The sequence below is a fragment of the Acidobacteriota bacterium genome (assembly GCA_016700075.1).
GTDB lineage: Bacteria > Acidobacteriota > Blastocatellia > Pyrinomonadales > Pyrinomonadaceae > OLB17.
This window is the reverse complement of record CP065000.1, coordinates 3236961-3254137: the sequence shown is the minus strand read 5'-3', so window position 1 is coordinate 3254137 and position 17177 is coordinate 3236961. Positions and strand designations below refer to the sequence as shown.

Here is a 17177-nt window from a genome sequence, read left to right as displayed (position 1 = left end):
TTCGCCGGAATCAAAAAATTGTGTTTCAAAAAAACTTAGGTGCTGGTATTATCTGGAAAATGCCGTTTCGAGTCTTGAGGAAAGTCTGAGGAAACTCTGAGCATTTATGTGGAATCCTGAGGAAAAGCAGAGTTCAGCGGTTTATGCCTTCAGCGGATTCATTTTTGAGCCGACTGCGGGAAATCTTTTCCATGACGGACGATTGGTCGAACTCGCACCAAAGGTCGCACATTGTCTCTCGTATCTAGTCTCAAATCATGGCAGGCTGATCACCAAAGACGAACTTATCGACGAGTTATGGAAAGACACTTTTGTTGAGGAAAGCGCCCTTTATTACACAATTTCCCAACTTAGAAAAGCCCTCGCTACGATCGTCCCGGAGACGGAGTTCATCAAAACCGTTCCGCGTCGCGGTTTCAGGTTTGTACCGCATGTCGAGACGCTTAAGCCCGGTGTAGTTCTGCCGTTTGTTGGCGAGGCCGCCGGGAACGACGATCTATCGCAGACGGTTGAAGTTCGGGACAAGATCGGGCCAATAAGCTCATCGTCACTCCGCCTCGTCGAGCCTGAAGGAACTTCACTCACCACCCCTCACCGCCAGATGCTCTCGGCCAATAAACGTGTGGCCGTTGCGATCCTTGGCGTCGCGATCCTGGCCATTGCGTCATTCGCCGTTTGGCGTTCGTTGTCGCCGTCATCAACAGAAAGTATCGGCTCGATCGCGGTGCTGCCATTCAGATCGTTCTCCAAAACCTCTGACGATCGCGAACTTAGACTTCGGATCGCCGACGCCGTCATTACAAGGCTCGGAAATCTATCGCATGTGCTTATCCGTCCTACAAATTCCATCGTGAATTTCACCGACAGTAGCGAAGACGCGGTCGAAATTGGCCGCAAGTTGAATGTTGACGCTGTCCTCGACGGCAGGCTGCAGACCGAAAATGGCAAGCTGCGTGCGACCGTGCAATTGATCTTAGTGCGGACGGGCGATCAAATATGGTCCGCAAAATTCGACGGGACGTCCGACCGGCTGATCGCACTCCAGGATCAGATAGCCGAGAATTTGCTTGCACGGCTGATCGAGTTGCAGCCGCGAGAAACGAAAACCGAACTTACAAAACTCTCGACATCGAGCGCCGAAGCATACGACAACTACCTCCGCGGCCGCTATTTCTTTGACCAGCGGGCGGTGGATTTTGATGACTCATTGAAAAAGGCACGGGGATATTTTCAAGCAGCTCTGGAGATCGATCCCACATTTACATCCGCAACTGCGGAATTGGCCAATGTGATAAATCTCCAAACAAGCTCGGGCACTCATAAACGCAATGTCGGCTATCCTATGGCCAGAGAGTTGGCTCTTAAGGCTCTCGGTGAGAATCCCGACCTTCCCGAAGCCCACCTCGCCCTCGGCTGGGTCTATCAAAAATATGACCATAATTTTGTTGAGGCAGATCGCTCGTTCAAACGTGCTCTTGAACTGAATCCAAACCACCTGCTTGCAAATCTTTGGCTAAATATCAATTATGCACTCCAGGGAGACCTCGATAGCTCACAACGCCACATCGAACGAGCCTTAGCAATAGACCCGGCAAACTCCACCGCACACTCAGAAATGGTGCAGCTTTTCATAAGGAGAAAAGAGTTCGATAAAGCCCTCAGCTATATGCCGAAGGTGCTCGATTTTGTCGGCGACCCTGCGCGGCGTGCTCTGACCCAAGGTGAGTATGAGGCAATGTGCCTCCGTTTTAATACGGCGATCCCACTACTTGAGTCCGGGGCAAGAGATATCGAGGCTCGCGGCCTTAAACCTTCTCGCGTCTATGTCGTATTGGGATATGCTTACGCTGCATCCGGCAACCGCGAAAAGGCGTTGGAAGCAGCCGCAAGGCTTGAGGAGATGAAAGGCAAACGCAATGTTTGGTCCGGTCTGGTTGCAACATACGCTCACCTTGGCGAAACCGAGAAGCTCCATCGAACATTAGATGAACTCTACGAATCCGGCGATGAACGCCTGCTTCAAATGAAGGTCGATCCTCGATATGACATCATCCGCGACGATCCCAAATTTCAGGAGATATTAAGGAAGGTAAATCTGCTCTGATTTTTCCGCTTCCGCGATTTCTGCTATACTTTCTGCATTCAGAGGATATGACGCCACGCTGCATTGCAAAACTTAGGCCTTCATGGCAGCGTGCCCACCTTTTCGGCGGCGACTAGACCGCATCATTCCCGTTAAGCCGACGGCCGCGAGAGCCGTCCGTTGTTCTTTGTGCGGTTTTAAACCGCTTGCTTAACTGTTTGAAGGAGTTATAGTTATGATGCCAACACAGGAATTGAAAAGACCGATCATCAAGACCGAACTGCCCGGCCCACAGTCGCTTGAGATCATCAACGCAGATGCTCAGTTCGTCACGCCGAGCTATCCGCGTCCCGATTACAAACTAGTCGCTGAAAGTGCAGAAGGCGTGTGGATCACCGATCCTGACGGAAACGTTTTTCTCGACTGCAACGCCGGCGTCGCCGTCTGCTCGACCGGCCATTGCCACCCTGAGATCGTTGCCGCGATCCAAAAGCAGGCCGCCGAACTCATTCACCTCTGCGGAACTGATTACTATTATCGCCACATGCCGGAACTCGGCAAGAAGCTGAACGAGATCGTCCCGATCGATGGCCCTACAAAGACGCACTTCGCGAACAGCGGTGCCGAGGCCATCGAAACGGCATTAAAGCTTGCGATGTATCACACACGCCGCCAGAAATTCATCTCATTTTTCGGCTCATTCCACGGCCGCACGCTCGGTGCACTTTCGTTGACCTCGTCCAAGAAAGCACAGCGGCTCGGTTTTATGCGGCAGGCGTTGGACGTGGTCCATGTGCCGTATCCGAACTGCTTCCGCTGTCCGTTCAATAAAGGAAAGTGCGGCGACGGCTCGTGCTGCATGGGCACGACCGACTGGATCAAGAACACCTTGTTCAACACGACGACGCCGCCCCAAGAGGTCGCCGGCATCATTCTGGAGGTCGTGCAGGGCGAAGGCGGCTACGTTCCCGCACCGCCCGAGGTCGTCCGCGAGATCCGCCGCATCTGTGATGAACACGGCATAATGCTGATCATCGATGAGGTGCAGTCCGGCATGGGCCGCACGGGCAAGATGTTCGCTCTCGATCATCACGAGGGCGTCAAGGCCGACATCATGTGTCTTGCAAAAGGCTTGGGTTCGGGCATGCCCGTCGGAGCTTGCGTCGCTCGTGCCGATATTATGGATTGGCACAAAGGAGCACACGCATCGACGTTCGGCGGCAATCCTGTCGCACTTGCGGCCGCTCTGAAGACCATTGAACTACTGGAAGGCGGCCTGGTTGAAAACTCTCGCGAGGTCGGTGCATACCTCGAAGCAGGTTTGAACCGGCTAAAAGAAAAGCACGACTGCATTGGCGATGTCCGCGGACTCGGGCTAATGCTTGGCGTGGAATTCGTGAAAGATGACGGTTCACCCGATGCCGAACTTCGCGATCGCATCGAATACGCCTGCTACGAACGCGGCCTCATAATCCTCGGCTGCGGGACAAGCACGATACGCTGGTCGCCGCCGCTTGTTTTGACCAAGGAGAACGTTGACGTCGCACTTGAAATTTTCGACGCCGCGATAACCGCATCAGTCTAGGGCACAATTCCTGCCAAATACGCGAAAAACACGAAAGAGGAGAACTACGATTTCGTGTTTTTCGTGTTTTTCGCGGGCTCATCTTGTCTTTGGGGTCTTCCTCCAGCTGATCATCATCTCGATTTTTCGAATACCAGATTGCCGCCGATTATAGTGGTTTCAACATTGATCCTGTACAGATCAGAAGGCGCTATCTCGAACGGGTTGCGATCCAAAACGATCAAATCCGCAAACATTCCCGCTGCGATCTTACCCTTCTTTCCCTCTTCGAACGACGCGAACGCACCATTTGCCGTATAGGCAAAAAGGGCCGTTGAAACAGGCACGCTCCACTGCTTTAGCCACCCGTTCGCCGGAAAGCCGTTGATCGTCTGACGATTGACCGCGCTGTGAAGCCCACGCCACGGGCTCATGCTGATAGCCGCAGGAAAGTCGCTCGAAAATATGACCTTTACTCCGGCCTGCTCCATTGCCCGCCACGCAAACGCCCGGCTTGTCCTGTCAGCGCCGATATTGTCGGACCAAACATTTATAGTGGCCGGGTCGGCATGGATCGGCTGCATCGATGCGATCACGCCGAGTTCTTTGAATCGCTTTATGTCGGCGTATTGGACCGTTTCGATATGCTCGATGCGAAATCGAGAATCGCGGCGGCCGTTCACGCGTATCGCGTTCTCGAAAGCATCCAATGCCATCCGGACGCCGCGGTCGCCGATCGCATGAACATAGATCTGCAGCCCGGCCTTGTCCGCCATCTGCACGACATTGTTTAGCTGTTCCTGCGTGTACGACGGTTCGCCCATAGTGTCGGGTCTATTGGTGTAGGGTTCCAACATCGCTGCCGTGTAAGATTCAACCACGCCGTCCACCATTATTTTTATGGCCCCAACGCGAAGCATCGGCGAAGAAAAATTCTTCGCTGCCGCAACGATCGCGTCGATGTCTGCCTGCGTTGTTCGCGGATTTACACTAAATGCTATGTGTGTCCGCAAGCCGAGTTCGTTACTCTTCAGCAGATCGGCGTAGAGTTCGGTCTCTCCCTGTCCGCCATGTGCATTCTGAATACTCGTTATGCCTAGGGACTGTGCATTCTTGAAACCACGTTTTAATGCTTCGATCTGCTGTTCTCGTGTGGGCCGCGGGATCTTTGATCGAACCAAGCCCATTGCGCTTTCCTTGAAAACACCTGTGGGCTCGCCTTTTTCATTGCGGACAACCTCACCGAATCCCGAGAATTCCGTGGCTTTTGTCACGCCCGCTATTTCAAGAGCTTTTGAGTTCGCCCATCCCGTGTGGCCGTCGTATGCCGACAAAAACACCGGCCTGTCTGAAATTACTGCGTCGATGTCGCCTCGCAGCGGCAGGCGAGCATTCGGAAAGATCGCGTACTGCCAACCGAATCCAGTGATCCAAGGTGCATTCGGATTCTCTGCGGCAAACTTGCGGATCGCAGCCTGCGCCTCTTCCAATGTAGCCGCTTCGGAAAGATCTACTTGCGTCGCGGTCATTGACGCACTTAAAAAATGAGCATGAGCATCGTTGATACCGGGCATCGCGAATCGCCATTTCAGATCGATCACCTTCGTATTCGAACTACGGTGTTTCGAGACAGCGGCGTTGCTGCCAGCGGCGATTATTTTCTCACCGCGGATCGCAGCCGCCTCGACAAATTTGTCTGCGGATTCGGCCGTCCAGATCTTTCCATTCAGAAGCAGAATGTCCGCGTTTTGAGCAAATGACGAAGTAGCCGCGAAAAGCAGCACCGCGATGATCGTTAAGAATCTCATAAAAAAGGGAACGGCCGAAAACCGCTCCCTTATTCAAACCCAAAAGGCTGTCTAAATCAACCTTTCGCCTTTTTGATCTCTTCAACCAGTACCGGAACAGCCTCGAACAGATCTCCGACGATGCCGTAATCAGCGATATCGAATATCGGTGCTTCGGCGTCTTTGTTGATAGCAACAATGGTCGAAGCGTTCTTCATTCCGACTATGTGCTGGATCGCGCCGGAGATACCGAGAGCGATGTAAAGTTTCGGAGCGACAGTCTGTCCCGACGAACCGATCTGACGGTCGATCGGCAGCCATTCGTTGTCGCAAATGGGCCGCGACGCGGCGATGTCCGCACCCAGAACTTCGGCGAGCTGTTCAGCAACGGCGATGTTCTCTTGAGACTTGATCCCGCGTCCGATAGCTACGATCACTTCTGATTTGGTCAGGTCAACAGAAGCCTTCGCCTCTTGGAACGGAGCTTCCGGCGTCATTCTGACGTCACCGACCGTAACGTCCATTACCTCAACCGCTGCACTTCCCTTTTCGGCTGCATCTCCGCGAAACGCACCTGATTGGAACGTGACAAAATACGGTGCGTCGCCGCCGATGGTTACGTCAGCATCCAGTTTGCCGAGGAAAATACGGCGTGTCAGCACCAACTTCCCGCCTTCGGCACGATAGCGAATACAGTCTCCGACCATCTCGCGGCCGAAACGCGTGGCGACCTTCGGGGCGAAATCACGCACCTGATAGGTGTGCGACATCACTACGTATTGCGGGTTGACAGCTTTTATGACCTGCTCCCAAGCGTCGGCGTAGGCATCAGGCGTGTAAGTGCCAAGCCTTTCGTTCTTCGCGACGATGACCTTTTCAATGTTGTAGCTCGCGATCTCCTGAGCAAGCGAGCAATCTTTATCGCACGGCAAAACCGCCGCTACGCCAAGACCGAGATCCTTGCCGATAGTTTGTGCCGCCGTGATCGCCTCAAGCGAGGTCTTATTCAGAACGCAGTCTTTGTGTTCGATGAATACTAAGATCATATTACCCGCACCTCCGTCTTGAGCTTTTCGACCAGCTCCACCGCACCGGCTTTAGCGTCGCCGCCGCCTAAGATCTGCGTCTGCTTGGTCTTTAGCGGCATATAAACCTTATTGACAGCCGCCGCTGCCGCGAAAGCCTCGACCGTGGGCGTCACTTCGCGGATCTCCTTACTCTTTGCGGCCATGATGCCTTTGAGCGAAGCGTAACGTATCTGCGAAATGCCGGACTGAATGGTCAGCAAGGCAGGCAGTTTGTATGTGAACCACTGATACCAGCCGCTCTCGAGCTCGCGTTTCACACGCAGCGAATCACCGAGGCTTTCGCGATCGACCTCGATGACGATCGTAGCGTGCGGTATGCCGAGAAGCTCGGCAAGAATAACGCCCGTCTGGCCATAGCTCGCGTCGTCGGACTGTAAGCCCGTAAATACCAGGTCTGCATTCTCGTCACGGATGGCATCGGCGATGGTCTTTGCGATCTGATATGCCGAAAGCGACTTGCTGTCCTCAACGACAATGTGAATCGCACGGTTCGCACCGCGTGCGAGAGCGTCCTTGATCACGGTCTTTGCTGATTGCGGCCCGAGCGAGCAAACGACGACCTCGCCGCCGCCTTTGGCCTCTACCGTACGCAGAGCTTCTTCGAGTGCATAGCCGTCAGACTCGTTCGTCTGCATCGCCACGTCGGCATCATTTATCCATTTTTCGTCGCCGGCGATGCGTAGCACCGCATCCTTATTGGCGACCTGTTTCATCAAGACTATTATCTTCATCTCAAAGTCAGAACCACCTGCGGTAGCGGGTGGTTAATCGTAGTATCGGTATGTTTGAGCCTGGTCTTCGCCAGCCTCAACCGCCCGCTACCGCAGGCGGTTCTAACTAATCATTAAATCGCTTGAAGATCAAACACGCATTCGTCCCGCCAAATCCGAAATTGTTCGAAAGAGCGTATTCTATTTCTGCCTCGCGAGCTGCGTTCGGTATGTAATCCAGGTCGCAATCGGGGTCCGGCGTATCATAGTTGATCGTCGGTGGCAGCATTTTTTCGGTTATCGCTTTTACCGAGAAAACAGCCTCCAAACCGCCTGCCGCTCCGAGTGCATGCCCTGTCATCGACTTGGTCGAGCTCACCGGTGTTTTGTAGGCATGCTCGCCGAAGACTTTCTTGATCGCCAGGGTTTCGAACTTATCGTTGTACGGCGTCGAAGTGCCGTGAGCGTTGATGTAGCCGATCTGTTCTGGTGAGATACCGGCGTCCTTGATCGCTCTTTCCATCACCCGAATGGCGCCCGATCCCGATTCGTCAGGCATCGTTACATGAAAAGCATCGCCCGACATGCCGTAGCCGACTATCTCCGCGAGAATATTCGCCCCGCGAGCCTTTGCGAACTCAAGCTCCTCGAGGATCATGATGCCCGCACCTTCGCCGATCACAAAACCGTCGCGGTCCGCGTCGAACGGCCTCGATGCCCGTTTCGGATCGTCGTTGCGTGTCGAAAGAGCACGCATTGAAGCGAATCCTGCGACCGACATCGGCGTGATGGCGCTTTCGGCACCGCCGCAGATCATCGCGTCCGCATCGCCGCGTTCTATGATGCGGAAGCTGTCGCCGATAGCGTGAGCTCCCGCAGAACATGCCGTCGCGGTCGCCGAATTCGGCCCTTTCGCACCGTGACGAATAGAGACGTTGCCGGCCGCCAAATTGACGATCGCCGAAACAATAAAGAAAGGCGAAACGCGTTCGGGGCCGGAATTGAGCAACTTTTCATGCTCGCGTTCGATGGCCCAGAAATCGCCGATGCCGGAACTGATGTATGTCCCGATCATATCGGCATTAGACTCGTCGATGACAAGTCCGCTGTGCTTCATCGCCTCGTCCGAGGCGGCCAACGCGAAATGGGTAAAAGCTCCCATCCGCCTTGCTTCCTTCTTATCGAGAAAACTGAGGGGATCGAATTCCTTCACCTCGCACGCGAACCGCACGGGAAATCCCTCGACATCAAATTTCTTGATGCCGTCCGCGCCGTTTTCGCCGCGCATCATGGCGGCCCAGGTCGACCCGACGTCGTTTCCCAACGCCGTCACCAACCCGAGCCCTGTTACTACAACTCGACGTTTCATAGGTTTAGAGTGCGGGCACGGGCCCGTAAAAGAACGCGACGGATCGCGCACTCCGAACGTTATCCCTTGTGCTGCTCGACGTATGCGTATGCATCGCGAACGCTCTGGATCTTCTCTGCGTCTTCGTCGGGAATTTCGATGTCAAATTCCTCTTCGAATCGCATCACGAGTTCCACGAGGTCCAGCGAATCGGCACCGAGGTCTTCGATAAAGCGTGCGTTTTCGGTTACTTCGGCCTCATCGACACCGAGCTCATCTACAATGATCTGTTTGATCTTATCCTGTACGTCTGACATAGTTTCTCCTCAAATTATGAAATAGTTTCTAAAGTATTGTTCAAACTCGCCGGATCTTCGAAGTTCGCCGTTTCGGCCTCGCGGTCGATCTGGCGAACCAAGCCTGAGAGCACCTTTCCGGGACCGATTTCGACGAACTTTGTTACGCCTTCCCGACGCAGAAGTTCCACCGTTTGGAGCCAACGCACCGGCGACGAAACCTGTTGAATTAGCTTATCGCAAACGGCCGAGGCGTCAAAATTCGCCAATGCGTCAACATTGTGAACGACAGGACAACTCGGCTCTGAGTAATTCAATTCATGCAGGTTTTCGGTTAAACGCTCCTGTGCGGGCATCATCAGCGAACAATGGAACGGAGCCGAAACGGGCAGCTTTATCGCCCGTTTCGCACCCATTTCTTTCAATATCTCGCAGGCACGATCGACCGCTTCCGCATTTCCGGCAATGACGATCTGTGAATGTGAATTGATGTTCGCAGGGCTGCAAACCTGACCTTCCGCGGCCTTTTCACAGCCCGCGGCGACAGTCGCCTCGTCGAGGCCCAGGATCGCTGCCATAGCTCCAACGCCGACAGGAACCGCTTCCTGCATATAGGTTCCGCGTTTTCGCACGGTCCGAACTGCATCCGCAAGATCTAATACACCGGCTGCAACCAAGGCTGAATACTCACCCAAGCTGTGTCCCGCGACAAAATCAGGTCTCGGCAGGCCTTCCGCGGCCGCGGCTCTGTACGCCGCTATTGATGTCGTCAAAATTGCGGGCTGAGTGTTGGCTGTCAGCTTCAGTGCTTCTTCATCTCCCGAGAAACAAAGGTCTGAAAGGGAGAAACCGAGAGCCTCGTCGGCGATCTCGAATACCTCACGTGCCGCAGGATATGCGTCGCAAAGTTCCTTTCCCATTCCGACTGTCTGGCTTCCCTGGCCCGGAAATATGTACGCGATCTTGCTCATCAGCTACTTTCAACGCGAGGCCGCAGAGACCGCAAAGAACTTCTTTGCATCTTGGCGGCTCAGCGTCTTTACGTTAAAAACTGCTCATTAAAAACGGATAACGGTTCCGCCCCACGTCACGCCGCCGCCGAACGCCGTCAGCAGCACCAAACTTCCCTTTTTGATACGGCCCGACTGGATACACTCATCCATCGCGATGGGGATCGAAGCGGATGAAGTGTTGCCGTGCATTGCGATATTCGAATATACCTTTTCCTCCGGCACGCCGAGCCTGGAAGCGACCGCATCTGTGATGCGTTGGTTCGCCTGATGCGGTATCACGATGTCCACATCATCGACCGTGTAGCCTGCTTTTTCGAGCATTTCGGCAGATATATCCGCCATCGAACGCACCGCTACCTTGAAAAGCTCATTGCCTTTCATCTTGAAAAAGTGCAGGCGTTCGTCGATGGTCTCGTGCGACGTGCCGAGCTTTGTTCCGCCGCCCGGCGCGTATAGCTGCTCTTCGTAGCGGCCGTCGGATCTGATCTTGGTCGCGAGAATTCCCTTTCCTTTTTCGACCGGCCCGACCACGGCCGCTCCGGCTCCGTCGCCGAAAATGACGCAGGTTCCGCGGTCGGTGTAGTCAACGTATTTTGTAAGAACTTCGGCTCCGATGACCAGAGCGTATCGGATCTGTCCCGTGCGGATCATCGATTCGACCATCGTCAGGCCGTACAAAAATCCCGAGCACGCGGCAAAAACGTCCATTCCGGCAGCATTAACAGCACCGATCTGTGCCTGTATCAACGCTCCGGTTGACGGCATTATCTGATCCGGCGTGGTCGTTGCACAGATGATAATGTCGATGTCTTCGGGCTTCAGGCCCGCTCTTTCGATGGCTTGAAGTGCGGCTCTTGTGCCGAACTGGGAGGTGTATTCGTTTTCCGCCGCTTTGTGACGCTGTTTGATGCCGGTGCGCGTAGTGATCCATTCATCGTTGGTGTCGACGATCTTCTCCAGATCGGCATTCGTGAGAATACCCTCCGGATAAGCGTGTCCCATTCCGATGATCCCGGCGTTATGTTCCGTCATGTCAGGGTTTGAGGTTCAGATGCGGCTATTCTGCTTCTTTCGGCTCAATGACCTGGCGGCCTTTGTACATGCCGGTCTTAGGGTCGATACGATGCGGCTTTTTAGCTTCGCCGGTATCTTTGTCCATATAGAACTGCGGCGTTTTCAGCGCATCATGAGCTCGACGCTGTCGAGTTCTCGCATGTGAATGTCGTCTTTTAGGATTTGGCATTATTACCTCTTATATCAATCCGCACTCTCGCGGAATCTCAATTCAAATTCTGTAAAGCGGCCCACCTCGGGTCTATCTCTTGGTCGGAACAGTCGCAAGAGCCTGTGTTCCAATTCACGCCGCATTTCGGACAAAGCCCTTTGCAATCGTCGCTGCACAAACAAATTTCGGGCAGCTCAAGCAATATTCGTTCACGGACGAGTTCGGCCAACTCTACCTCGCCTCCGATGACCAGCGATTCGTCGAGTCCGTCGTCCGAAACTTGGAGCTCAGCATCTGTCGGCTCATATTCAGAATCGACGAGCACGTCAACAAAGTGTGCATTGGTCGTGAACGTTGTCTTCTCAAGACATCGTGAACACGGCATCTCGACGTCTGCCGTCACCGTGCCTTCGACCAACACCCGCACGCCCTCTTTTCGGACGGTCCCGGAAAACGCTGCATCGCCGACAAGCTTTGCCTCGTCGTCCAACTCGACCTCGTCCTGCCCAAAACTCTCGTCTATCTGACGCGGCTGAACGGAAACTTGGTCGAGGATGATCTTCATTGTCAAAAACTGCCGCCGCACGGTCTTTGTCACCGGGCAAACGGCAAAAGTGTAATTATAACGTGCAGACGGATTGTGTCAACCAACTAACGGGTACTTACCGAAGAACCGACAGCATCACCGATCGACCGAAATCCATTATCTCTCAAGCATTTTGCCAGCCCTCTACATACATCCGCAGCGAAGGTCGGACCGACATAAACGAAGCCCGTATAAGCCTGGACAAGCGAAGCTCCGGCGGCGAACTTCTCAAAAGCATCGTTCGCATCGAATATACCGCCGACGCCTACGATGGGGAGTTTTCCGTCTGAAAATTCATAGATTCGCCGGACCACTTCCGTTGACCGCATCGTCAGCGGCCTGCCGCTCAGTCCGCCCGCACCGATGGCTTCAACCTCTTTTGTCTGCAGGCCCTGTCTGGAGATGGTCGTATTTGCTGCAATAATGCCGTCGATGCCGTATTGCATACATTTTTCAACAACGGCTCTGATCTCCGCATCGTTGAGGTCGGGCGCGATCTTGACCAACAGCGGTTTTCTCGCTTCTTCCGCATTCCTTTCGGTTAGTGCCGAGAGCAATTCGTCAAGGCTCTCCCCTTTTTGCAGTTCCCGCAAATTCGGTGTGTTCGGCGACGAGATATTAACTGTGATGTAATCTGCGACCGGATGGACGATATCATATGTCCGGACATAATTTTCGACCGCGTCCGCGATCGCGACATCGCGGTTCTTGCCGATATTCACACCGACAATGCACCTCCTTTTTATCTTCGCCAATCTATCCGCGACCGCTTCTGCACCGTCATTGTTAAAACCAAGCCTGTTGATCAGAGCATTGTCGGCCGGCAGCCGAAACATCCTCGGCCGCTCATTTCCGGGCTGCGGCTTAAGCGTGACCGTGCCAACCTCGACGAAACCGAAGCCAAGCGAAGCAAGCTGTTCAACGACGGTTCCGTTCTTGTCGAACCCCGCTGCGATACCTAGAGGATTTTTAAACCTCAGCCCAAAAACCTCCGTTTCGAGTTCGGGAAAAACCTCTTCGCTGTAAAACGGCCTCGCTAGTCCGTTCCTCAATGCGCTCATCCCGAGTTCGTGTGCACGCTCGGCGTCCAACGCGAACATTACCGGCCTGACGATCTTGTTCCAAAATCCCGACATCGACGTTTAGATTCTATTTAATGCACGCCGCATTCCAAACTAACGAGCGTAAACTTTGAACTTCGCCCCGCCCTTTGTTACGATTTGCTACGAATGAGTGAAGAATTAAATTTGGTTGAAAAGTCGCGGATCATGGACGCGGCGGCAATGAATCGTGCTCTCCGGCGCTTGGCAACTGAGATCGTAGAGAAGAATAAAGGCGCCGACGACCTTTATTTGGTGGGCATTCGGCGCCGCGGTGTTCCCTTGGCGGAGCATATCCGTGACAAGATAGAGGCCATAGAAGGCGTTCGTCCGCTTTACGGCATTCTCGACATCACGCTTTACCGCGACGACCTGTCAACGGTCGGTGCAAATCCGATCGTCAACCGTACCGAACTAACTGAAGACATCGAAGGCAAGAATATCGTCCTGATCGATGACGTGCTTTACACTGGCCGCACCATTCGTGCCGCGCTCGATCAGCTTATGGATTTCGGCCGGCCCAAACGTGTCCAGCTCGCCGTACTGATAGACCGCGGCAGCGAGCACCGCGAATTGCCCATTCAGGCTGACTTCATCGGCAAAACCGTACCGACAAAGCAGACCGAGATAATAAAGGTAATGCTTAAAGAGTTCGATGAGGTCGAAGCAGTAGGAATTTTTGAACGTAAATGATTCAGGCCTGACGGCCTGTTTTTTTTTCCAACACCGATGGACAAACCTTTTAGACGACGAGACCTGCTTGGCATCCGCGACCTTACCGCCGCGGAGATAAAGGGCATTCTTGATACGTCGGAGAATTTTCTTGAGGTCAATGTCCGCGAGATCAAGAAAGTGCCGACGCTTCGCGGCAAAACGGTAATCAATCTCTTTTTCGAAAATTCGACCCGCACAAGAACATCTTTCGAATTGGCCGCCAAACGCCTTTCCGCGGATGCAGTAAACATCAGCGTCGCGTCGTCCAGCCTCAGTAAAGGCGAAACTCTTGTAGATACGGCCTTAAATCTCGACGCGATGAACCCGGACTGCATCGTCGTGCGTCATGGATCGGCGGGCGTTCCGTATCAGCTTGCCAAGGTCAGCAAAGCTGCCATCATTAACGCCGGCGACGGATCGAACGAGCATCCGACACAGGCACTGCTCGACGCGATGACCATCCGCGAACACAAAAAGCAATTTGAAGGACTTGAGGTCGCAATTGTGGGCGACATCCTCCATAGCCGAGTTGCTCGTTCGAATATTCATCTGCTGACCAAGCTCGGAGCGCGTGTTCGCGTCGCCGGGCCGGGAACACTCGTGCCGCCGGATTTCATTCATCTCGTGGGCGCTGACGAAGGCAGGTCAACTCAGCTCATTGTTTGTGAACACATCGAGGAAGCGATCCGCGGCGCCGATGTCGTGATGATCCTCCGCATCCAACGCGAACGGCAGGACGCCGCATACTTCCCGACGCTGCGTGAATATTCGATCCATTACGGCCTGACTAACGAACGCCTTGACCTTGCGAAAAAGGATGCCATCGTCCTGCATCCCGGCCCGATGAACCGCGGCATCGAGATCGCGTCAGAGGTCGCCGACAGCTCGCGTTCACTCATCCTAGACCAAGTAAAATACGGCGTCGCCGTCCGCATGGCGGTTCTTTATCTTGTAACCGGAGGCTCCGCCTCAGCGTAATTTCTATGAAGCTTTTTATCGCAAACGGCCATCTGATCGATCCGGCCGCTCAGGAAAATACGGGAATGTCCGTTCTCATTGAGGACGGAAAAGTTTCTGCGTGGCTTCGGCCGAACGAAACGCAGCCTGAGGGTTGCGAGGTTTTTGACGCGACGGGGTTGCTTGTGGCGCCGGGGTTTATTGATCTGCATGTTCACTTGCGTGAGCCGGGTCAGGAGCATAAGGAGACGATCGCTTCGGGTTGTGCGGCGGCGGTGGCTGGCGGCTGGACGTCAGTTTGCCCGATGCCGAATACGAATCCCGTAAACGACAATGCAGCTATTACTCGCTACATGATCGAGCAGGCCGAGCACGCTGGTTCAGCGAACGTCTTTCCGATCGGCGCTATCACGAAATCATCTGACGGGGCCGAGCTGGCGGAAATGGGCGAGATGAAAGCGGCGGGTGCCGTCGCAGTTTCCGACGATGGGCGTCCTGTGCCGAACGCCGGCATCATGCGGCGTGCGATGCAGTATGCGAAAGATTTCGGCCTGCCGGTGATCGATCATTGCGAGGACAAGTCATTGTCCGCCGGCGGCGTAATGCACGAAGGCCGCGTCTCGCTTTTGCTTGGCCTCAAAGGAATGCCCGCACTCGCCGAGGACATCGATGCCGTCCGCGATATCATTCTTGCGCAAGACACTGGTGCCCATGTTCACATCGCCCACGTTTCGACGAAGGGTGCTGTTGAGGCCGTTCGACGTGCGAAGAATGAAGGCATCAATGTTACCTGCGAAGTCACGCCACATCATTTCACGCTGACCGACAAATACGTTGAAGGCTACGATACCAACTACAAGATGGCCCCACCGCTCCGCTCCGAAGAGCACGTTGACGCCATCATCGAAGGCATAAAAGACGGCACCATCGACGCCATCGCAACAGACCACGCACCGCATCATCACGACGAAAAAGCTCTCGAATTCGACCGGGCACCGATGGGAATTACGGGACTGGAAACCGCCGTCGGCCTTGCATTCAACGAGCTTGTCCACAAAGGGATCATTAGCCTCGAACGTCTTGTCGAGATGTGTTCGGCCAACCCCGCACGCATTTTCAGCCTCGAAGGACGCGGCACTCTGCGGCCCGGTTCCATCGCCGATATTACGGTGATTGACCCCGAATTGAAATGGGCGTATAGTAACGCCGAATCGCGTTCGCGTTCGCGAAACTCGCCGTTCGACGGATGGGAGTTTACCGGCAGAGCGGTCGCCACATTCGTCAGCGGAAGGTTGGTCTTTAAGGCCTAGACATACTTATGAAGTTCCTTATTTTTATTTCGGCAATTGTCCTATTTGCCGCGGCGCATTCCTCTGCACAGGTCACCAGCGTGTACACCGACCTTGACGCGAGTAAATGCAAGACACTTGAACTTGACGAAGAAGGCGGTGGGCTCTACCGCGGGGAATGCAAAGGCGTCGGTGGCTATAAACTCCACGCCGTCGAAGGCGACCTACGGCAATCGATCGACGTGATCTCGCCGGGCGGCGGACAGCGTCAGCTCAAGTTTTGGGATGTATCGAGTGCATTCTCTTACCTCGGAAGTAAAGCTGAGTGGCGCGTCCGACGCGGTGTTCCCTTCGCTTTGATCGTCCGTTTCAACATCAGCGAAAACCCGGAAGACGCCCACAAGGTAACTTCGCTGCTTGTCGTATCAAAGATCACGCCCGATGGCTCATGCGTAACTGACGTTGTTCGGCCTCAGACGAATCAGAACGTCGTCGCACGCCGGTTAGCTGACGCATCGGCAGCGAAACCCTGTAAATTCTCTTACGAAGACGAATAGGTTCGGCCTCGAAAAAGGTAAAACTTAACGGGTAAAAATATGGAACTCCTCTACGACCCGCAGATCTGGATCGCCTTCGCGACCCTGACCGTACTTGAACTCGTCCTTGGCATCGACAACATAATCTTTATTTCGATCCTTGCCGGAAAGCTCCCACCCGAGCAGCAGCCGCGCGCCCGTTTCATCGGCCTCGCACTGGCCTTGATAATGCGGGTGATACTGCTTTTCTCGCTCTCTTGGGTGATGGGCCTGACGGCAGCATTGTTCGCGGTTTTCGGACACGAAGTTTCAGGGCGCGACCTGATCCTGATCCTCGGCGGGTTATTCCTGATCGCTAAGTCTACGCACGAGATACACACCACACTTGAAGGCGAGGAGAGCCACGCAGCTAAAAAGGTCTATGCATCTTTCGGAATGGTCATCGTTCAGATCGGCCTACTTGATATCGTTTTTTCGCTTGATTCGGTCATCACCGCGATCGGTATGGTCAATCAGATCGCCGTAATGGTCGCAGCGGTAGTTGTCTCGATAATTGCGATGATGTTGTTTGCGGGACCCATTGGAGCGTTCGTTCAGCGTCATCCGACAATCAAGATGCTTGCCCTAGCGTTCCTGCTGCTGATCGGCTTCACGCTAGTCGTTGAAGGTATCGAAGTACACATTCCGAAGGGCTACATCTACTTCGCAATGGCGTTCTCGGTCTTTGTCGAGTTCCTGAATATGAAGATCCGCAAGCGCTCCGCACCGCCGATCGAGCTCCGCGGCCCGCTCCACGACAGCCGAGCTCCGAACGCCGTATAAGTTCTGTCGTATCCACAAATTAGAGCCCCGAAACATTGACTTGCTCAACGATTTCGGGG

The 17177-nt window shown here is 54.2% G+C and carries 17 protein-coding genes; 7 read left to right on the top strand and 10 right to left on the bottom strand.

Translation table 11 applies throughout. The annotated features are described in order from the left end of the window. The first annotated feature begins 106 nt into the window (after positions 1-106). Entirely contained in the window at positions 107-2104 is a 1998-nt protein-coding gene (locus IPM50_14755) for a winged helix-turn-helix domain-containing protein (GenBank protein ID QQS32893.1), read from the top strand. A gap of 214 nt (positions 2105-2318) precedes the next feature. After that, positions 2319-3668: an acetyl ornithine aminotransferase family protein gene (locus IPM50_14750; protein ID QQS32892.1), complete on the top strand. Its 1350-nt coding sequence runs from the start codon at positions 2319-2321 to the stop codon at positions 3666-3668. A gap of 113 nt (positions 3669-3781) precedes the next feature. Here IPM50_14750 and IPM50_14745 read toward each other — a convergent pair whose 3' ends face one another. From IPM50_14745 to IPM50_14700, 10 genes are all read right to left on the bottom strand, one after another. Beyond that, positions 3782-5455, bottom strand: a complete 1674-nt coding sequence (locus IPM50_14745; GenBank protein ID QQS32891.1) for an amidohydrolase — start codon at positions 5453-5455, stop codon at positions 3782-3784. A 56-nt stretch (positions 5456-5511) separates the two neighbouring features. Continuing rightward, a complete protein-coding gene (locus IPM50_14740; GenBank protein QQS32890.1) occupies positions 5512-6480 on the bottom strand; it encodes an electron transfer flavoprotein subunit alpha/FixB family protein in 969 nt (322 codons plus the stop codon). Further along, entirely contained in the window at positions 6477-7253 is a 777-nt protein-coding gene (locus tag IPM50_14735) for an electron transfer flavoprotein subunit beta/FixA family protein (protein QQS32889.1), read from the bottom strand. Before IPM50_14735 ends, IPM50_14740 begins: the two co-directional genes overlap by 4 nt. A gap of 106 nt (positions 7254-7359) precedes the next feature. Then, positions 7360-8601, bottom strand: a complete 1242-nt coding sequence (gene fabF / locus IPM50_14730; GenBank protein ID QQS32888.1) for a beta-ketoacyl-ACP synthase II — start codon at positions 8599-8601, stop codon at positions 7360-7362. Positions 8602-8660: 59 nt separating this feature from the next. After that, positions 8661-8897 carry an acyl carrier protein gene (locus IPM50_14725; protein ID QQS32887.1) on the bottom strand — a complete coding sequence of 79 codons (237 nt, stop codon included), beginning with the start codon at positions 8895-8897 and terminating at the stop codon, positions 8661-8663. A gap of 14 nt (positions 8898-8911) precedes the next feature. Then, positions 8912-9847 carry an ACP S-malonyltransferase gene (gene fabD / locus IPM50_14720; GenBank protein QQS32886.1) on the bottom strand — a complete coding sequence of 312 codons (936 nt, stop codon included), beginning with the start codon at positions 9845-9847 and terminating at the stop codon, positions 8912-8914. 87 nt (positions 9848-9934) lie between these two features. Further along, complete coding sequence (locus IPM50_14715) at positions 9935-10921, bottom strand: ketoacyl-ACP synthase III (protein ID QQS32885.1); 987 nt, start codon at positions 10919-10921, stop codon at positions 9935-9937. Positions 10922-10946: 25 nt separating this feature from the next. Next, complete coding sequence (gene rpmF, locus IPM50_14710) at positions 10947-11132, bottom strand: 50S ribosomal protein L32 (GenBank protein QQS32884.1); 186 nt, start codon at positions 11130-11132, stop codon at positions 10947-10949. 37 nt (positions 11133-11169) lie between these two features. Then, a complete protein-coding gene (locus IPM50_14705) occupies positions 11170-11679 on the bottom strand; it encodes a DUF177 domain-containing protein (GenBank protein QQS32883.1) in 510 nt (169 codons plus the stop codon). Positions 11680-11765: 86 nt separating this feature from the next. Beyond that, a complete protein-coding gene (locus IPM50_14700) occupies positions 11766-12836 on the bottom strand; it encodes a quinone-dependent dihydroorotate dehydrogenase (protein ID QQS32882.1) in 1071 nt (356 codons plus the stop codon). A 111-nt stretch (positions 12837-12947) separates the two neighbouring features. On the opposite strand from IPM50_14700, the gene pyrR reads away from it, so the two are divergent. Genes pyrR through IPM50_14675 form a run of 5 tightly spaced genes read left to right on the top strand, consistent with a single transcriptional unit; the run spans position 12948 to position 17118 of the window. Further along, positions 12948-13493 carry a bifunctional pyr operon transcriptional regulator/uracil phosphoribosyltransferase PyrR gene (gene pyrR, locus IPM50_14695; GenBank protein QQS34542.1) on the top strand — a complete coding sequence of 182 codons (546 nt, stop codon included), beginning with the start codon at positions 12948-12950 and terminating at the stop codon, positions 13491-13493. 36 nt (positions 13494-13529) lie between these two features. Next, positions 13530-14492 (top strand): aspartate carbamoyltransferase catalytic subunit, encoded by a 963-nt coding sequence (locus IPM50_14690; GenBank protein QQS32881.1) that lies wholly within the window; start codon positions 13530-13532, stop codon positions 14490-14492. Between the two features lie 5 nt (positions 14493-14497). Beyond that, positions 14498-15781: a dihydroorotase gene (locus IPM50_14685; protein QQS32880.1), complete on the top strand. Its 1284-nt coding sequence runs from the start codon at positions 14498-14500 to the stop codon at positions 15779-15781. An 8-nt stretch (positions 15782-15789) separates the two neighbouring features. Continuing rightward, entirely contained in the window at positions 15790-16317 is a 528-nt protein-coding gene (locus tag IPM50_14680) for a hypothetical protein (GenBank protein ID QQS32879.1), read from the top strand. A gap of 39 nt (positions 16318-16356) precedes the next feature. Then, positions 16357-17118: a TerC family protein gene (locus tag IPM50_14675; GenBank protein ID QQS32878.1), complete on the top strand. Its 762-nt coding sequence runs from the start codon at positions 16357-16359 to the stop codon at positions 17116-17118. Positions 17119-17177: the final 59 nt, after the last annotated feature.